Genomic DNA, 16,575 nt, shown 5'->3' on the forward strand with positions numbered 1-16,575 from the left:
CGTCCGCTCACCGGCCGCCCGGGAATACTTTGCGGGTCCTTTACGATTGCAGGATCATCACACCCCTCTCGGGGGTGATCCGATCCTCCATGAAAGGTGTGAGCGTCCGCCCATGGGCGAACCTCCCAGTAGCAAGCGTGGCGTACGACACCGCGCGCTCCTCCCCCTCCTGCCCGATCCTGGGACGGAGGTGACCCGATGACCGAAGTGCTCCTCCTGCTGGTGGCGATCCTGCTGTCGCTCGCCTGCGGTGCCTTCGTCGCCGCCGAGTTCTCGCTGACCACGGTCCAGCGCGGCGACCTCGAACAGGCGGTCGAACGCGGTGAACGGGGTGCCGAGGGCGCCCTCAGAGCCGTGAAGAACCTGACCTTCCAGCTCTCCGGCGCCCAGCTCGGCATCACCGTCACCAACCTCGTCGTCGGCATGCTCGCCGAGCCGTCGATCGCCAAGCTGATCGCCGGACCGCTGGAGTCGGCCGGCGTCCCCGGATCGACGGCCTCGACCCTGGCGCTGGTCCTCGGCACCGCGCTCTCCACGGTCTTCCTGATGGTCGTCGGCGAGCTGGTGCCGAAGAACTGGGCGATCTCCTCGCCGCTGGCCGTCGCCAAGCGGGTCGGGAACGCGCAGCGCTGGTTCAGCGCGGCCTTCCGGCCCTTCATCTCCCACCTCAACAACACCGCCAACCACGTGGTGCGCCGCTTCGGGGTGGAGCCCACCGAGGAGCTGGCGGCCGCCCGCGGCCCCCAGGAGCTGGCCGCGCTCGCCCGCCACTCCGCGAAGGAGGGCGCCCTGGAGGCGGACACCGCCGAGCTGTTCGTGCGCACCCTGAACCTCGCCGATCTGACCGCGGAGAACGTGATGACCCCGCGCGTCCAGGTGATGGCCCTGGACTCCCGCGCGACCTGCGAGGACGTGGCGAACGCGACCCGGGCGACCGGTCTGTCCCGGTTCCCCGTCTACCGGGGCAACCTCGACTCGGTGGTGGGCGTCGCGCACATCAAGGACGTGCTGGCCGTGCCCGGCGAGCGCCGCGCGCGCGTGCCCGTCGCCGAGATCATGCGCGAGCCGCTGTTCGTCCCGGAGACCCTCACCGTCGACCGGCTGCTCGACCGGCTCTCCGGCCGCCGCACCATGGCCGTGGTCATCGACGAGTACGGCGGCACCGCCGGGGTCGCCACCCTGGAGGACATCGTCGAGGAGGTCGTCGGCGAGGTGCGGGACGAGCACGACCCGCACGAGACACCGGGGCTCGCCCCGGCGGGCAGCGACGAGGACGGCCACGCGCTGTACTCGGCGGACGGCGCGACCCGCGTCGACCAGCTCGCCCGCGTCGGCCTGCGCGCCCCCGAGGGCCCCTACGAGACGCTGGCCGGACTGGTCGCGACCGAACTCGGCCGCATCCCCGCCGTCGACGACAGCGTGACCGTCGCCGGGTGGCGGCTCGACGTGGTCGACGCCTCCGGGCACCGGGCCGCCCGCGTGCTGATGCGGGCTCCCGCCGAGGACGACGCCGATTCCGAGACGGCCGGCGCGGCCGGCGGGAGGAACGCCCGATGACCGCCGTCCAACTGCTGATCGGCCTCGCGACGCTGGTCGTGAACGCGTTCTTCGTCGGCGCCGAGTTCGCGCTGATCTCGGTCCGCCGCAGCCAGATCGAACCGCACGCGGAGGAGGGCGACCGGCGCGCGAAGAGCGTGCTGTGGGGGCTCCAGCACGTCTCCGCGCTGCTGGCGGCCGCCCAGCTCGGCATCACCCTGTGCACGCTGGTGCTCGGCGTGGTCGCGGAACCGGCCATCGCGCACCTCCTGGAACCGGTGTTCCACGCGGTGGGCGTGCCGTCCGGCGCGGGACACGCGGTCTCCTTCGTGATCGCGCTGACCCTGGCGACCTATCTGCACATGCTGCTGGGCGAGATGGTCCCGAAGAACATCGCGCTGGCCGAGCCGGTGCGCAGCGCGCTGCTGCTCGGGCCGCCGCTCGTGGCCCTGTCGCGGGCGCTGCGGCCGGTGATCTTCGCGGTCAACGCCTTCGCGAACGCCCTGCTGAGGCTGTTGCGGGTGGAGGCGAAGGACGAGGTCACGGCGACCTTCTCGGACGCCGAGCTGGCCCGTCTCGTCCAGGACTCAGGGGAGGCCGGTCTCATCGACGACCGGGCTCTGGAGCGCCTGCACGACGCGCTGGAGCTGGGCCGCAGGCCGGTGCGGGACGTCGTGCTGCCGCTGGAACGGGTCGTCCACGCGCGCGTGGGCGTCACCCCCGAGCAACTGGAGCAGCTCTCCGCGGAGTCCGGGTTCTCCCGATTCCCCGTGGTGGACGCCAACCGGCGGATCGTCGGCTACCTGCACGTCAAGGACGCGCTCGACGCCTCCCCGCGCGACCTGCCGTTCCGGGTGCCCGACATGCGGCCCATCGCGCGCGTGCGGGCCGTCACGCCGCTGGACGACGTCCTGACCGCGATGCGCGGCAGCCGCACCCATCTGGCCGCCGTGCTCGGTGACGACGGGCGGCTGGCGGGCCTGGTGACCATGGAGGACGTCCTGCGGGAGCTGTTCGGCCAGCGCGCCTGAGCCGGTCGCCCCGGTGCCCGCGGACGGCTTCCGCGGGCACCGGGGCGCTTCCCCGCCGGGGCGTCCCGGTGCCCGCGGGGGCCCGACCTACCGACCGGTACGCCGGCGCGTTACCCTTTTCGTCGCCATGCAGACGAACCCCACCCACACCAGCCTGGTCGCCGTCGGCGACTCGTTCACCGAGGGCATGTCGGACCTCCTCCCGGACGGCACGTACCGGGGCTGGGCCGATGTCCTCGCCGGCCGGATGGCCGCCCGCTCCCCCGGCTTCCGCTACGCCAACCTGGCGGTCCGCGGCAAGCTGATCCAGCAGATCGTCGACGAGCAGGTGGACGTCGCCGCGGCCATGCGCCCGGACGTGATCACCCTGGTCGGCGGCCTCAACGACACCCTGCGCCCGAAGTGCGACATGGTCCGGGTCCGCGACCTGCTCACCGAGGCCGTGGAACGGCTGGCGCCCGCCTGCGAGCGGCTCGTGCTGATGCGCAGCCCCGGTCGGCAGGGCCCGGTCCTCGACCGGTTCAGGCCGCGCATGGAGGAGCTGTTCGACTGCGTCGTGGAGCTGGCCGCGAAGCACGACGCGGTCGTCGTCGACCTGTACGGGGCGCCCTCGCTCGGCGACCCGCGGCTGTGGGACGTGGACCGGCTGCACCTGACGGCCGAGGGGCACCGCAGGGTCGCGGCGGCGGTCTGGGAGACGCTCGGCTACCCGCCCGAGGGCGCGGGGGACGCCGAGTGGCGGACGCCGATGCCGGTGACGCCGCCGCCCGGCTGGGGCGCGCGGCGGGTGGCGGACGTCCGGTTCGCCCGGCAGCACCTCTTCCCGTGGATAGGCCGGCGGCTGACCGGCCGCTCCTCGGGCGACGGCCGGGCGCCGAAGCACACCGAGCTGCTGCCGTACCCCGGCGCCCAGGGGTGACGTGACGGCCGTCTCGTAGCTTCGCACGACCGGCCCCCCGGCTCCGACCTGCACGAATCGCCAGTACAATCCGTCCACTGTTCTACGCCGTGCGGCGTTTTTGCAGGTCAAATGGCTCACCGGAGGCTCTTTCGGCGAGCATCTCTCACAGGATCTCACTGGCCGCCGTGCAGCCCCCTCCAGGTCTCTGCCGCTTCGCGCATGTCCTCTACCTCGACATGGACGTACTTCCGCTTGGTGAAGTCCGCGTTCGCATGCCCGGCCCAGCGCGCGAGGATATGGTCCGGCACGCCGTTGTTGGCCAGGTAGCTGAGGCAGGAGTGCCGCGCGTCGTACAGCCGGACTCTGCGCAGCTCGAACTCGCGCATCAGTCGGTACGCGTGCTCCCGCAGGTGCCTCGTATTCCTGGCGACACCGAACTCATTGACGACGACCCAGCCGCTGTCAACGTATGCCTCCCCCGCTGCCAGCTTCTCCTGGGCCTGGCGCGCCTTGAACTTCTTCAGGGCTTCCAGGACAGGCAGCGGGAGCGGCAGGAGTCGCTCACCGGCCTCGGTCTTGGCGTCCTTCTCGAGGACAATGACGTTCCCGATCATGGTGCGCGTGACAGCGATCTCGAGGGTCGCGTTCTTTAGGTCCAGGTACTCCCACCGGAGGCCCACCACTTCGGCAGGCCGCAGCCCCATCAGGGAGAACAGCAAGGGAGCGTGGAGCCGGTCCCGCGGGATCTTCGCGACGAACTTCTGGACCTCCTGAACCGACCAGGGCTTGACCCTGGGCCTCTCCCGCCTGTCCAGCTTCTTGTCCGCGAGGCTGACGCGAACGCCCTCCGCCGGGTTGGTGACGCGGAGCCGTTGGACAACGGCAGCGGCCAAACACTCGCGGAACTTACCGAGGATGCCTTCGACAGTGGACACGGCAAGGCGGCTGCCTTTGCTTCCCCCCGCCCTCCTGCCGGATGCAACGATCATGTCGATGCAGTCGCGGACTTGCTCCTGCGTGAGTTCCTGGAGCTTGATCGGGCCCAGAATGTCGACCATGTGGATGAGGGCATGGCCGTAGGTACGGATGGTCGTCGTCTCGACGTCTCGTTCCTTCTGCTTCAGCCACTCCTCGATCCACTGCGCCACCGTGATCCTGGTGGGCAGCACCAGGGTGCCGGCCGCTTTCTGCGAGAGGATCCTGCCGTAGGCAACACGGGCTTCGTCCTCGTCTTTTTTCGTGACGGTTAGCTGACGCCGCTTGCCGTTCGGATGCACTCCCACGTCGATCACGAACCTGTAGCGCACCTGCCCACTCGGCAGAGTGATCACCTTGATCGGGTCAGCCACGGCGCATCCTCTCGAGCCAGAGCCGCACGAGGTCAGGCGTGATGGCGACGAGGCGGGCGGCCCCCAGATCTCGGCCGGGCAGTTCACCCCAGGAAAGCGCAGGGACATAGGGGTCCCTATAGAAGTGGCGGACGCGCCGCCGCGAAGAACGGGCCATGGGTTCCCTTTCGGGCACGGCCTGCGGGCCGCATCGGCTTTCACAGGCCTGGGGACTGATGCGGTCCACACTGCGGGCCGCGGGCGAGTTGCACGCATGCGAGTTAGTTGCGTGCGCTAGATAGTGTGCCGTACTGTCCACGGACGTTCAGTTAGGTTGCGAAACTTCACCGGGAGGCACCCATGACCACCGCAGCCCTGGAGGAGGTCCGGTCGTGGCCTGGCACCGTGAGCATCCAGAAGGCGGCGTCCGCGCTCGGCATCTCGAGGAACCAGCTCTCCCGGCTGATCAGGTCCGGCCAGTCGCCCGTCAGGACCATCGAGATGGGTTCCCACTGTCGCATCGTGACAGCCTCGCTGGCCCGAGTGCTGGACGGCGGCGAGGCCTGAAAACTAGTCCGGGCCCGGCGGCAGGCCGGGCCCGGACGGACCCCCTCGATCCCGACTTTGCGGAGTATGGACGAGGGGGCACCTGCCGCCTGGGACACGAAGGTCCAGGGCGCCAAGTTTTGGGCCATTCAAGGGACTTGGCCTGAATGCATCATTCAAGCACTTTGCGCATCTGCTGAAAAGTGCCTGGCTGGGCACAGACACAAGATCCTTTGCCCGCCACGGTGGGTGCGTGCCACAGGAGGAGCCCGACTGGTCGGTCCTGCGCCGCCGCGCGATCGGCGAGCGCATCCGCACCGTGCGCAGGCACCGCAAAATGACGCAGGAGCAGGTGGCCCACGCCATCGGCGCCGACCGCCGCAGTGTGGTCCGGTGGGAGCGTGGCCAGCGGGACCCGGCCCTGTCCATGCTCGTGCAGATCGCGGACGTCCTGGACGTGCCTCTCGCGCTCCTGGTCGACGACACCCTGGAGATCGACCTCACCGTCGCCACCCGGGACAGCCGCCCCGCCTCCTAACGATCCCGAGGCCGCCCGGCCGTCGCCGCCGCCCGCCCCGCGCGCTGGAGCCGATCCCCGACGCTGCACCCCCAGCCCGTGCGGCAGTCGGGGCAGTTGCGGCGGTGCCCCTGCCACGCGGACTGCAGAGCCGAGCGGTCGGTCAGGGCCATCGGACCGACGGCTCGGCCGCTTCGCGGGCCCGCACCGCGCACGCTCCTGTGATGAGCATCTGCTCGATGGCGCTGCTGTCGCAGAGGTCGTCCTCGTACCGGGGCGGGGTCGCCCAGTGCGTGCTGGGTGGCTCCGTGCGGTGCGGCGCCGGGACAGGCAGGTAGACGTCGCGATCGAGGTACTTGGCCAGGTGGTCGAGGTGCCAGTCGAGGCCGGAGGGGACGAGGGCGTAGTAGGAGGGCCCGGCTGGTTTCCTGTGGTCGCAGATGATCGCGCCGTTGAGACGGCTCATCGCGGACTTCGCTTCGGCCGGCGTGCTGATCTGCAGTCCGGCACTGACGAGCTGCCAGGGCATCCGCACGGCGGAGAAGTTCGAGCCGAGGGCGACGAGTGTCACGCCCTCTCTTCTCAGCTCGTGCTCGCCATGAGCGGGCTTGAAAGCTGACCTGGCGAGCCAGGCGATCACTCTCTCGGGGTCCATGGGTTCTCCTTGAGTGCCGTACGTGCAGGTGGCGCCCCGGCGGGAACGGCCTCACCGCCGCCGGGGCGCCGCACCCGCCCGGCCCGGGAGCGATTCGGGGCCGGGCGGGGGGTCATCGGCTGGGCGCGGGACCCGGGGCGAAGAGCGTCTCCCAGTGCGTCGAGAGGGCGAGCGTCACGCGGGCCAGGCGGCGGGCGTGGGCGGCCTCTCTGCCCTCCTCCGGCTGCTGGCCGAGCTTGCGCCGGGCCTCGGCCAGACCGGCGAGCGCGCAGACCTGATCGGCTGTCGAAGGGCGGCTGCCCGTCAGCTCCTCGACGGCGGGTACCAGCTCGTGCAGGTGGCCGGTGAGGGCCTCGGTCAACGCGGCGATCTCGTCGCGCGAGGCGGCGAGCGCAGCCGGGTCGAGCACGATGGCGGCGGTCTCCCGCATGATCGCCAGGTCCGGGTGCACCTGCCGTGCGGCGGTCACCGCGACCTCCTCGGCGGACACGCCCGGTGCGTGTAGAGGGTGGCGCCGCCCGTGCCGGACGGGGCCTGGGTCAGGTGCCGTTCGAACTCCTCGCCGGGCCCGATCTGCCGCGCGCAGGAGGCGCAGTACCGCACCGGGGTGTAGACGAGGACCAGGCGGTGCAGCTCGGCACCGAGCGCGCAGTCGGTCCGGCCCTCGTCGCGGCACTTCGGGCACAGCGGCGCGTGCGCGACGAGGGCCCGGTGCGCCCGCTCGGCGACGGCCCGGCGCGAGGCGCGAGGGAACCACGTGCCGACTGGGCCCACCTGCTCACCGAGGTCAACGGCGGTCTCGATCCGTAGCGGCTCGCCGCCCCACACACAGGCGCGGCCGGCTGCCCTCGCCTCGTCCAGGCCAGCGAACTTCGGGAGAGCGAGTGCTTCCAACACCTCGCGGCTCACGTCTGTTTCGGCGGGCATACCTGCCTCCCCGGGTCCGGTGGTTTGTCTCACACCGGGACCGTAGGCAGCACCTGGCCAGGCCACCCGAACTGTCAGCTCGGGTGGCCTGGCAGCTCGCCTAGACCAAGCCGATCCGCTTCGCCAAGGCTTCGGCCTGCCGAGCCTGCATGGCCCGCGCCCTGCGAATCACGGTCAGGACCAGATGCCGCGCCAGAGGAGTGCGGGCCAGGTCTTCTGGCGCGACCGCCTCCAGCCCCAGCAGGGTGAGTAGGACTGAGGCGTCGTCTCGCCGCTGGCTGTGGCAGGCGGCCACCTCAAGCCCGAACGTGAACGCGCGCTCCAGCGAGGGCACACCGCTCGTGTCGATTGCGTCGGCCGTATGCAGCGCTTCCCCTGTCTCACCCGCCTCCATATCGATCGACAGGGCGTGCAAGGCGATGTTCGTCGGGCCGAAGACCGTCCAGCCGATGTTGCTGGCATCCCCGACCCGGCGGGCGGCCGGCGCCGCTTTCTCCGTCAGCCGTTCCCGAGCCTCCCACCACTGGCGCCGCCGGGCCGCGCCGACCACAGCGACGAGCTGGAGCGCGCCACCCATCGCCGCCTTCTGAACCTCCGGCAGCCGCGCTGTGGCCACCTGCTCGGCAGCCCGTAGCGCCAGCTCCTCGGCTTCACCAGGCTGACCGGCTGCCAGGAGCACGTGCCCGAGGTTCCACTGGGCGGCGGCAATCCGCAGCGGGTCGTCCGCGTCCTCGGCCGCGCGCATCGCCCGGTCTGCGGCGAGCGTGGCGAGGTCTACGCGGCCGGTGCGCCGGAGATAGGAACGGAGAAGGCAGTACAGGTCAGCCGCTGCGCGAAGGACAGCCCGGCGCTCGTCCGCGTCCGTCCCAGCACGCGCTGCGCGCACGGCGTGTTCGACGTCGGCCACCAGGCTGGGCAACGTGCTGGCGGCCTGAGTGAAGCGGTCAGCCGCTGTCTGCCAGCTATGCCACGCCGCTTCCACATGCTCCCTCAGCTCTGCTGCTGCCACCGGCGCAGCACTGCGCGCGGGCCCGTACCCGAGCAGGGCCCGGCCCACTGAGGTTTCTGCGGTGTCGTCTGCGGACTCGTCCGCGGGCGCCTGCTCGGAGAGCAGGGCAGCAGCGGGCACGCCCAGCTCCTGGGCGAGGAGGTAGAGGATCGGCAACGACGGGATCTTGAGGCCGCGCTCGATCTGGGACAGGTAGTCCGGTGAGATCCCGACCAGCCCGGCGACCGCGTCCTGGCGCCGGCCGCCGCGGTAGTGCCTGATCCGGTCCCCGATGGGAAGGTCTGTTGCAACCATGTGCGCCCTCTCCTTGCTCGCTGGTCTGAGCGTAGGGTGCGCCTGTCGCGGAGGCGTGAGTTCGGGGAGAGGAGCATTCGGTGCCGGAGCTGGTGCTGTGGGACATCGATCACACGCTCATGGTCACGGGCGGGCTCGGGCGTGAGCTGTGGGCGCAGGCGTTTGCCGAGGTGACCGGTGTGGAGATGCGTGAGCAGGCGGCCGTCACGGGATCAACGGAACGCGTGATCCTCCGAGAAACCGCCAGACTGCACGATGTCCCCTATACGGATGGCCTCTTCGAGGACTTCGCCCAGGTCCTTGGACTGGTACACATTCGCCGGGCAGCCGAGCTACGTGAGCGAGGGCACGCCCTTCCCGGGGCCGCCGTAGTTCTCGCGGCGCTCACCGAGCAGGGCGTGCCTCAGTCCGTCGTGACCGGCAACGTTCGTGCGGCTGCCGAGGTGAAGCTGAGCGTGTTCGGGCTGGACAGCTACCTGCGCCTCGAGAACGGCGCGTACGCAGAGGACGGTGAGGACCGCGCTGATTTGCTGCGCACGGCTCTCGGGCGTGCGGGCACCAGCCCGGGAGAGGCCGTGTTCCTCGGCGACACCCCCGCTGACGTTGCGGGCGCCCGGACCGCGGGCATCCGGGTCGTCGCCGTCGCCACGGGACGTACTTCTGCTGACGACCTGGCGGCCGACGTGGTGCTCGACAACCTCTCGGACACCGATAGGGCACTTGCCGCCATCTGGGCATGACGAAGAGCCCCCTCCCGCCCGTAGGCGGAAGGGGGCAGAGGAACGGTTCAGCGGGAGTCGCGGGCAGCGACCAGCTCGGGGTCCATCGGTATCAGCGGCAGGCCCGCCGCCCGGAGCTGCTCGTCCTGCGCGCTGATGTGGTCCAGCGCCAGACCGAGCAGCCGGTCCGTCCGGTCCGCGCGCGACCGCGATTCGCGTTCCGCGTCCTCGAGGACGCGCATCCTCGTGTGAAGGGCGGACATCTGGTCCTGGAACCACCTGTACATCTCCGGGCTCACGCTCCAGGTCCCGGCAGGCTGCCCCGGCGCCGCGGGCAGTTCCTCGTCATCGTCGTCCGCGCGGTTGCGGGCGACGAGGGCAACGAGGATGGACGCGGTGGCCGGGACGAGGATGGCGAAGGCGGAGAGCCACGGGTTAGTGTCCACGGCTCACCGTCCGGGTCGCGCGCATCAGGATCAGGACCAGGCCGGCCCGGGACAACCACATGCCGACGCTGCCCCAGGCGTTCGACGAGGCTCCGGCGATGGTGGCGATCAGGTAGGCGGTCGCCCACATCAGCGGGGGCGCGATCGAGGCGACGATTCCCGGGACGTCCCAGACCGGCCGCAGCAGGCCGTAGGCGACCGCGATCAGGCCGCACCCGATCCACACCCACCCCCAGCCCTCCATGCACATCCGCTGGAGCAGGATCTGGATGCCTCGGACGGTTCCGTAGCGGGGGTCGATCGCGATGCTGGCGCCGTAGTAGATCGACGAGGCTCCGGCGACGATGAATCCGAGGCCGCGCAGGTGGATGTGCTGCTGAAGCTTCGAGGCGCCCTCGGCGAGCCTGCCGGTCACGGGGTGCCGGGGGCGGCCGGCGTGCCGGTCTGGGTGGAGGTGGCGGCTTCGATGCGGGGCGCGATCCCCGAGGGGCGCCACAGGGTGTGGTAGGCGAGGCCGATCGCGACGGCGGCCGTGAGGATCCCGGTCGTGATGGGCTTCCCGGCGAAGTCGTCGTTGAAGTAGGCGGTGCCAGCGCCGTCGGCGACGGCGACGAGGAGCATGAAGATGCCCTTGACGGGGCCCGACCAGCGCGGCTGGACAACGATGGCGATGACGGGCGGCAGAGCGTAGCCGAGGGCCGCGGCCCAGAGCTCGGCGTTGGTGAGGTGCATCGAGATCCCTCTCCTGGTGCTCGGCGCCGGACGGGTGTCCGGCGCCTTCGGGACTGTCAGCGGGCGCGGGCGGTCAACTTGTCTTCCACAGCAGCGCGGTGAGCACGGCGGACTTCACCGTGACCGGGTCCGCGCCGTTGTTGAGCAGCCGGATCCGCATGGTTCGGCCGGCCGCCAGGTGCTTCGTGAGCGGGGTGACGTGGAAGGAGTCACCCTTGGTCCCGATGGCCTCGTCGATCGGGTGGTCCTTGGCCAGGGTCCCGCCCGTCGTGTACTCCGACATCCTGACCTGCACGGTCTCGCCTACGGGCAGGTCGCCGATGCGGAGGCTGACGCTGCCGGTGAACCGGCAGGCGCCGCGGGCGAACACGCTGCTGGCGGCGGGGTGCTGGTCCGCGGTGTCGGTCCACTCGGTGGTGAAGGCGATCTCCGTCCACCGTCCGGGCGCCAGGCTCAGGGGCTTGGCAAGGCCGAGGTTCACTTCGTCCGGCACGGGGTCCTCCTCGATGGTCGTGGTCTGCCCCGCCGCCCAGGCGCGCAGCTCTGACTCGGGCAGATAGGCGATGGAGCGGTCGAGCGGGCTGCTGGTGAACTGCCAGATGAGGGGGCGCCAGCCGGACACAGTGGGCTGCGGGGCCGCCTCGGCGCGCGCGTAGTCGGCGGTCTTCCAGGGGTAGGCCGGGTACCAGAGCGGCAGGCCGTCGGGGACGTGTCCGGCAGCCAGGTCGCTGCCGGAGGTGTAGATCCCGACGCGCTGCGCGGGGAACGCGGACTGCACGGTGGCGATCCACTGCCGTACCCAGGCGAGGATCTGCCCGTTGCTGCGCCCGCGGTAGTTGCGGCTGTCGGGGTACGCCTCGAGGTCGAGCCAGTGCGTGAAGTCGTGCTGGAGACTGGCGACCGGCGCGACGGCGCCGATGTAGTTCGCGGCTTCGACGAGCGGGTCCTGGTTGGGCCAGGCGAAGTGGTAGCCGCCGACCAGGATGCCTGCGGCGAGCGCGCCCTGGACGTGGCGGCTGAAGGCCGCGTCGTGGGCGCGCTGCCCCTCGGTGGCCTTGACGAGGGCGAAGGCCACCCCGGCTCGTCGGTGGGCGGTCCAGTCCTGGTTGCCCTGGTGGGCGGAAACGTCAAGACCGCGACAGGTCGAGGTGCTCATCAGGAGCCTCCGCCGACGTCGTTGTGGTCCTGGTCCTTGAGGAGGGCGTTCGCCGCCGCGTGCCAGGCCGTCTGGATCCGCGCGGGCAGCGCCTCCCAGTCGGGCAGTGCGTCGCCGTTGAACGCTCGGCCGCCGACGGACTCCACGTACGCCTCGTACGCAGTCTGGGCGGGCTGGTGGGGTTCGGGTGCCATGAGTGCCTCCTGATGGCCGGAGAAGGCCCCGCCGGCGCGGCTGGGACCAGGTTGTCGGTGAGCGGGGGTCAGGGCCGCTGTAGGGCGGCAGCCCCTCAGCCCTGGCGGGCTTCCGGGCCCCGCCGGGGCAGCGCACCAGCGTCGGCGGCGAACGGTCTGCCCGGGGTTCAACGACAGGAGTGGTGCGACCGGATAGGGCTGCGCTGGCACACGCGCACCTGGTCGGTCTGCTGTGCGCTTCGTCGTGGCGGGCGTTCTGTGGCCGAGGTCGTCGACGCCGAGGTGTGTGAGCACGAGAAGGGGGGAGGGAGGAGTGGTGCGGCCGGTGGGTGCCCACGGACCCGTGCGGTGGCGGTCACCCCGAGGGGTGGTTGATCAGCCAGGTACTAGTGCGCGCGCGGTGGTGACCCCGGCGGGAACGGTTTCCGGTCTCAGGTGGTGACCCCGGCGGGAACGGTTTCCGGAACCCGGTACGCACCGGGTTCCGGGTCCAGGGCGCCAGGCGCTCGGAACCCGGTGCGCACCGGGTTCCGGGTCCAGGGCGCCAGGCGCTCGGAACCCGGTGCGCACCGGGTTCCGGGCTCGGCTGCTTCTGATCATCATCCGGAGAACCAGAAGCAGCCGAGCGATGAGCAGACGTCGCTTCCGGCGTTCGTGTTGAGAGCGCCACCGGAGTTCTGGTTGCCCTGCACCTCGATGTAGTCGTTCACCGCGCACACGACCTGGCAGACCGTCACCAGGCCGCAGCTCCCCGCGGCCGTCGCCGAGCTCGTCTTCACGAAACTGCCGGTGACCGCGGCCCCGTTGACCGTGATGCGGACCGCTCGGTTCGCGGTGCCGTTCGCTGCGAACCCCACGCTGCCCGTGACATCCCACGTGCCGGCCACCGGCACCACAAACCTGGACGTGTTCGTCGTCGTCGAGTGTCCGTTGTCCGAATCGAAGAACTCGCTGTCCAGCGTCAGCGGCGTCCAGGTGTCGTTCGACAGCGCCTGCGCCACCGTGGCGTAGCCCCGGAAGCGCGGGGCCCCGTTGGTGCCGCTGCCCAGACACCAGTCGCCCATGGCCTTCACGCTGGCGTTCCACAGCGCGCCCGTCAGGTAGTTGCCGGGCTGCTGGCTGGCGATGACCGGCGGTGTGCGGGGCATGGGGGCCTCCTAGTAGGCGAAGCAGATGGCGTCGAACCCGGCGACGCTGTCCCAGGTAGTGGAGTCGGTGGTGCCTGCCGGGAGCGGTTCGCAGACGACATCGCCGCTCGCGTGGGACTTGGTGGTGGCGGCGGTCAGAGTGAGCGTGCCGGTGGTCCATCCGGAGGCGGTATTGCCGACCGCGGAGACGGTGACGGTCTCCTGGTTGGCGGTGCCCTGGCCGAGGACGAGCTGCTGGCCGGGCGCGATCTGCGCGGCGAGCACGTTGGTGTTGTCCTGGCCGGCGCGGACGGTGACCGTGGTGACGCCGGCGGCCGGGGACGTCGCGAGGGTGGTGTGCCAGGCGGCGATGATGCCGTACGGGCTCAGGTCGGCCGGGGATCCCTGGAGGGTGAGCTTCGCTTCGAGGTCATCCCCCCAGGCCCACTCCAGGTTCTCGACGAACATCTCTACCGTCACCGGCGGGACCCCGGGCGGCCGCCGTACGGCCCGGGCGCGGGTGCCCAGCTCGAGGCCGAGGCAGACCGGCCAGAGGGCGGGGTTGGCGGACGGGTGCAGGACCAGGGAGCTGACGCGGGTGGCGGGGCGCCGGTAGCGGGAGATGAGGTAGCTGGCGGCGTCCTGGCACTCGTCGGCATTCGTCGAGTTGATGGTGCGGGTGATCGGCCGCTTGAAGAAGGCCTTCGTGCTGGGGGCATCGGTGTCGTAGAAGAGCTGCCCGGTGGACTCCTGGGTGACCTCTGCAGCATTGGCCAGGTGGGTCGGGTCGAAGTCGGTCTCGCAGCTCTCGTACGGCAGCTCCCCGAGATCCTCTCGCTCCCCGAACACGTACAGGGGGGCGAAAGCGTTGTAGCGGTCGCTGCGCGACTTGAAGGTGATGGTGCCGTCCCGGGCGATGTAGTGGGCTCCGCCCTCCGTTGCCACGACGGCCTCGAGGGCACTCACAGCGTCCTGGCCGTCCGTCGCGGCGGGGCCCATGGACGTGGTCAGGCCGGTCTGGAGACTGGTGGGTCCCGTGTATCCGGCGTAGCGGAGGATCCGCCGGTAGCGCGCGGTCGTCGACTCTCCGCTGGCTGCAGCCTTCCACGCGCTGTACATCCCGGTGATCTGCGCAGAGGAAATGGGAATGGTGGGGAACTCGACGATGAAACTGATGTCACCCTTATAGTTGTTTGCAGTTCCGTTTCCAACGGTGACGTCGACGAATCCGCCGACATTGTCGGAAATCAACCCCGTAGGCGTTCTATTAACTGCAATTCCGCCGAAGTAGGAAGCAGTGGCGCCGTCCAGAGAAGCGAACATCTGCTGGGTGTTCTGGTTGTAGCCGAACCACAGCAAATGCCAGTTTCCATCGACACAGTTGGCTGAGCCGCCGAACGGGACGACGTTCGAGGCACCGGATGGGCCTTGGATCCACAGTCTCGGCACACCGTTGGAGTCCAGGTAGAGGTAGATGTGCGCACCCGACGGGTTCCCGCCCGAGCGCTGGCCATCCATGCTGCTCCACAGGAAGGCACCGCTCGTAGGTGTGGGGCCGGTGTACCTGAACGCCATCAGCCGGGACCACTGGGACGGGTCTGCGGGACCCATAATTCCAGCGGACGACAATTTGACGAATGACGCGGGCGCAGTGAGAGCGACGCCCGGGCTGCCGTTGTTGAAATTTGCCACCGTCCCCGTACTGCCGGTGTAGATTCCATTCACGGTGTCAGTGGCCGTGATTTCCGCGCCCAGGGTGACGACGCCCGGCCCGTATTTGCCAGCGGCGATTGACGCTGCCGGGTAATTCCCAGTCCAGTCCGCCACGCTGGATGAGCCGCTCGGGTCGTCGAATTTGTAGACGAACCGCGGTGAGAGGGAATTGATTTCCTGCGTGAGCGGGTCCGCCAGCGTTTGCTGGCTGAGGAGCGCCAGCGAGTCGACTGCGGACGGAGAGACGCGCCCGTACGTGCCGTCCTGCCCCCACTGCGCCGGCCAACGCTCGGTCCACCCGGCGTAGACCGGGTACCAGATGCCGGGTACCTGCCAGGTGGTGGCCTGCGCGCCGGCCTCAAGCTGCCAGCCGTCGACCTGGACGGCGCAGGCAGCGGCAGCGGTCGCTGCGGTCGCCACGCCGGAGAAGAATCCGGCGGCGCCTGCGGGCGCGGTGGCGGTGACGACGAGCGTCGTCCACCCAGCGCTCGCCGAGCCCGCCAGGACCGCGGTGGTGCCGTAGCTGGTGGTGGACGGGGTGAGGCCGCCCGCCGTCGTGTACCAGCCCAGCGCCGCTGCGACGGAGAGGCTGCTGGACTGGGTGATGTTCCGGACGCGGAGGCTGACGGTGTACGTGCGGCCCGGTACGACAGGAGGCCGAGGGGCGTAGCAGATCCTCGACTGCGCGGGGGCCGAGGCGGGGACCGCGAACTGCATCACGGTGGATCCCTGCCAGGCGCTCGCGGTGGTGACGAAGGTGGCCGCGGTGTCCGTGCTGGAGAAGATGCCGGTGGCCGCTGTCACGATGACTCCCGAGAAGCCGCCGAGATCCCCGCCGGTCGCCATCACCTGATCGAGGAGATTCCGGCTGGGCGGCCACTGCGCCCGCCGCCGGTAGGGCTGGTAGGGGTTGATGGATCCGTACCAGGGCCCGGCCGTGTTGGTCGGCTCGAGGCGCCCGTCGTCGTTCGCCAGCTCGAGCTGCACCTCGGCCGCGCGCACCTGGTCGGTTTCGTACTGGCGGCCGCGGCCGACGGTGACGCCGTTCCGTACGCGCTCGGAGATGTCGACGTAGCGGTCGAGGGGGACGGTGCCTCCGTTGCTGTCCCACAGCGGCCCCCAGCCGTCCTCGATCCGGGGGAAGTTGAGGTTGATCTCGGCAGGGGCGGTGACGGTGGTGCCGACCTGATCCACGTAGGCGTACATGCCCGCGGCCTCGGTCCCGGAGTAGCCGCACAGCCACACAGCCTGCACCGCGCCCGCCGGCCAGGAGTGCGGGATGGTCGCGCCGGGCGTCCAGGACCAGCCGTCCGGCGACGTGTCGAAGAGGAAGTTGCCGGCCTGCTCCCGGATACGCCACCAGGCGTGCAGGAACGGGTTGTAGGTGCCGACGGACACGGTCGTGGTGACACCGGCGTTCAGGACGGCGGCCGACAGGCTCCCGCCGCTGTAGATGAGCGTGGCCCGGTTGCTCGCGTCGAGGCTGAGCCGCATCAGGAGCTGCGTGCCGCCGTTCCCGACCGGCGGCGGGACGACCCGGGCGTAGACCGCGCTGCTCGTAGCGTCCCAGGGACCCGCGGCACCGAGCTGCGGGTACGACGTCGTGCACGCGATCTGGACCCGGTCGAGGACCTGGTCCAGGCTCACGTCCGGGGCACTGGTCGAGGCGCTCCAGGTCGGTCCGAGGGCCGGTGCCCCGAAGAAGTCCTGAAGGGCAGCCAGTTTCGGCACCGCGGTCTCCTCT

At 70.5% G+C, this 16,575-nt stretch carries 18 protein-coding genes; 6 read left to right on the plus strand and 12 right to left on the minus strand.

Annotated features, from left to right (window positions below):
• Positions 1–198 precede the first annotated feature (198 nt).
• The 3 genes from GA0115242_RS03280 (at position 199) to GA0115242_RS03290 (ending at position 3,486) form a co-directional block, all read left to right on the plus strand.
• A complete protein-coding gene (locus GA0115242_RS03280; protein WP_093824286.1) occupies positions 199–1,557 on the plus strand; it encodes a hemolysin family protein in 1,359 nt (452 codons plus the stop codon).
• The gene (locus GA0115242_RS03285) at positions 1,554–2,567 is read left to right on the plus strand and encodes a hemolysin family protein (protein ID WP_093824288.1); all 1,014 of its coding nucleotides are present in this window, start codon (positions 1,554–1,556) and stop codon (positions 2,565–2,567) included. Before GA0115242_RS03280 ends, GA0115242_RS03285 begins: the two co-directional genes overlap by 4 nt.
• A gap of 127 nt (positions 2,568–2,694) precedes the next feature.
• Positions 2,695–3,486 (plus strand): SGNH/GDSL hydrolase family protein, encoded by a 792-nt coding sequence (locus GA0115242_RS03290; protein WP_093824290.1) that lies wholly within the window; start codon positions 2,695–2,697, stop codon positions 3,484–3,486.
• A 155-nt stretch (positions 3,487–3,641) separates the two neighbouring features.
• On the opposite strand, the gene xerC is transcribed toward GA0115242_RS03290, so the two are convergent.
• Entirely contained in the window at positions 3,642–4,817 is a 1,176-nt protein-coding gene (gene xerC, locus GA0115242_RS03295) for a site-specific integrase (RefSeq protein WP_093824292.1), read from the minus strand.
• A 339-nt stretch (positions 4,818–5,156) separates the two neighbouring features.
• On the opposite strand from xerC, the gene GA0115242_RS03300 reads away from it, so the two are divergent.
• Positions 5,157–5,363: a helix-turn-helix domain-containing protein gene (locus tag GA0115242_RS03300; RefSeq protein WP_093824294.1), complete on the plus strand. Its 207-nt coding sequence runs from the start codon at positions 5,157–5,159 to the stop codon at positions 5,361–5,363.
• 232 nt (positions 5,364–5,595) lie between these two features.
• Positions 5,596–5,880 (plus strand): helix-turn-helix domain-containing protein, encoded by a 285-nt coding sequence (locus GA0115242_RS03305; RefSeq protein WP_107461337.1) that lies wholly within the window; start codon positions 5,596–5,598, stop codon positions 5,878–5,880.
• Positions 5,881–6,022: 142 nt separating this feature from the next.
• On the opposite strand, the gene GA0115242_RS03310 is transcribed toward GA0115242_RS03305, so the two are convergent.
• From GA0115242_RS03310 to GA0115242_RS03325, 4 genes are all read right to left on the minus strand, one after another.
• Positions 6,023–6,514 carry a hypothetical protein gene (locus GA0115242_RS03310; RefSeq protein ID WP_141721471.1) on the minus strand — a complete coding sequence of 164 codons (492 nt, stop codon included), beginning with the start codon at positions 6,512–6,514 and terminating at the stop codon, positions 6,023–6,025.
• A gap of 112 nt (positions 6,515–6,626) precedes the next feature.
• Positions 6,627–6,983, minus strand: a complete 357-nt coding sequence (locus tag GA0115242_RS03315) for a DUF6415 family natural product biosynthesis protein (protein WP_093824298.1) — start codon at positions 6,981–6,983, stop codon at positions 6,627–6,629.
• Positions 6,980–7,441: a hypothetical protein gene (locus GA0115242_RS40540; protein WP_176729731.1), complete on the minus strand. Its 462-nt coding sequence runs from the start codon at positions 7,439–7,441 to the stop codon at positions 6,980–6,982. Before GA0115242_RS40540 ends, GA0115242_RS03315 begins: the two co-directional genes overlap by 4 nt.
• 100 nt (positions 7,442–7,541) lie before the next feature.
• Positions 7,542–8,744, minus strand: coding sequence for a helix-turn-helix domain-containing protein (locus GA0115242_RS03325; protein ID WP_093824300.1), 1,203 nt, complete (start codon positions 8,742–8,744; stop codon positions 7,542–7,544).
• An 80-nt stretch (positions 8,745–8,824) separates the two neighbouring features.
• Here GA0115242_RS03325 and GA0115242_RS03330 point away from each other — a divergent pair, with 80 nt between their 5' ends.
• A complete protein-coding gene (locus tag GA0115242_RS03330) occupies positions 8,825–9,484 on the plus strand; it encodes an HAD family hydrolase (RefSeq protein WP_093824302.1) in 660 nt (219 codons plus the stop codon).
• Positions 9,485–9,531: 47 nt separating this feature from the next.
• Here GA0115242_RS03330 and GA0115242_RS03335 read toward each other — a convergent pair whose 3' ends face one another.
• The 7 genes from GA0115242_RS03335 to GA0115242_RS03365 form a co-directional block, all read right to left on the minus strand.
• Positions 9,532–9,909, minus strand: a complete 378-nt coding sequence (locus tag GA0115242_RS03335; protein WP_093824304.1) for a hypothetical protein — start codon at positions 9,907–9,909, stop codon at positions 9,532–9,534.
• Complete coding sequence (locus tag GA0115242_RS03340) at positions 9,899–10,324, minus strand: hypothetical protein (RefSeq protein ID WP_093824306.1); 426 nt, start codon at positions 10,322–10,324, stop codon at positions 9,899–9,901. The genes GA0115242_RS03335 and GA0115242_RS03340 overlap by 11 nt, the downstream gene beginning before the upstream one ends.
• Entirely contained in the window at positions 10,321–10,641 is a 321-nt protein-coding gene (locus GA0115242_RS03345) for a hypothetical protein (protein ID WP_093824309.1), read from the minus strand. The genes GA0115242_RS03340 and GA0115242_RS03345 overlap by 4 nt, the downstream gene beginning before the upstream one ends.
• Before the next feature lie 73 nt (positions 10,642–10,714).
• Positions 10,715–11,797, minus strand: a complete 1,083-nt coding sequence (locus GA0115242_RS41445) for a glycoside hydrolase family 25 protein (RefSeq protein ID WP_093824311.1) — start codon at positions 11,795–11,797, stop codon at positions 10,715–10,717.
• Complete coding sequence (locus GA0115242_RS03355; protein WP_093824313.1) at positions 11,797–11,991, minus strand: hypothetical protein; 195 nt, start codon at positions 11,989–11,991, stop codon at positions 11,797–11,799. Before GA0115242_RS03355 ends, GA0115242_RS41445 begins: the two co-directional genes overlap by 1 nt.
• 599 nt (positions 11,992–12,590) lie before the next feature.
• Positions 12,591–13,139, minus strand: a complete 549-nt coding sequence (locus GA0115242_RS03360) for a hypothetical protein (RefSeq protein ID WP_093824315.1) — start codon at positions 13,137–13,139, stop codon at positions 12,591–12,593.
• A 9-nt stretch (positions 13,140–13,148) separates the two neighbouring features.
• Positions 13,149–16,562: a hypothetical protein gene (locus GA0115242_RS03365; protein ID WP_093824317.1), complete on the minus strand. Its 3,414-nt coding sequence runs from the start codon at positions 16,560–16,562 to the stop codon at positions 13,149–13,151.
• Positions 16,563–16,575 lie beyond the last annotated feature (13 nt).

It is taken from the genome of Streptomyces sp. SolWspMP-5a-2 (assembly GCF_900091845.1).
Lineage (GTDB): Bacteria > Actinomycetota > Actinomycetes > Streptomycetales > Streptomycetaceae > Streptomyces > Streptomyces doudnae.

What these genes read in the sequence shown, in the direction of transcription:
- GA0115242_RS03355 (WP_093824313.1), bottom strand. Translation starts at nt 11,991, where the DNA reads ATGGCACCCGAACCCCACCAGCCCGCCCAGACTGCGTACGAGGCGTAC.
- GA0115242_RS03310 (WP_141721471.1), bottom strand. Translation starts at nt 6,514, where the DNA reads ATGGACCCCGAGAGAGTGATCGCCTGGCTCGCCAGGTCAGCTTTCAAG.
- GA0115242_RS03360 (WP_093824315.1), bottom strand. Translation starts at nt 13,139, where the DNA reads ATGCCCCGCACACCGCCGGTCATCGCCAGCCAGCAGCCCGGCAACTAC.
- GA0115242_RS03300 (WP_093824294.1), top strand. Translation starts at nt 5,157, where the DNA reads ATGACCACCGCAGCCCTGGAGGAGGTCCGGTCGTGGCCTGGCACCGTG.
- GA0115242_RS03285 (WP_093824288.1), top strand. Translation starts at nt 1,554, where the DNA reads ATGACCGCCGTCCAACTGCTGATCGGCCTCGCGACGCTGGTCGTGAAC.
- GA0115242_RS03290 (WP_093824290.1), top strand. Translation starts at nt 2,695, where the DNA reads ATGCAGACGAACCCCACCCACACCAGCCTGGTCGCCGTCGGCGACTCG.
- GA0115242_RS40540 (WP_176729731.1), bottom strand. Translation starts at nt 7,441, where the DNA reads ATGCCCGCCGAAACAGACGTGAGCCGCGAGGTGTTGGAAGCACTCGCT.
- GA0115242_RS03345 (WP_093824309.1), bottom strand. Translation starts at nt 10,641, where the DNA reads ATGCACCTCACCAACGCCGAGCTCTGGGCCGCGGCCCTCGGCTACGCT.
- GA0115242_RS03325 (WP_093824300.1), bottom strand. Translation starts at nt 8,744, where the DNA reads ATGGTTGCAACAGACCTTCCCATCGGGGACCGGATCAGGCACTACCGC.
- GA0115242_RS41445 (WP_093824311.1), bottom strand. Translation starts at nt 11,797, where the DNA reads ATGAGCACCTCGACCTGTCGCGGTCTTGACGTTTCCGCCCACCAGGGC.
- GA0115242_RS03280 (WP_093824286.1), top strand. Translation starts at nt 199, where the DNA reads ATGACCGAAGTGCTCCTCCTGCTGGTGGCGATCCTGCTGTCGCTCGCC.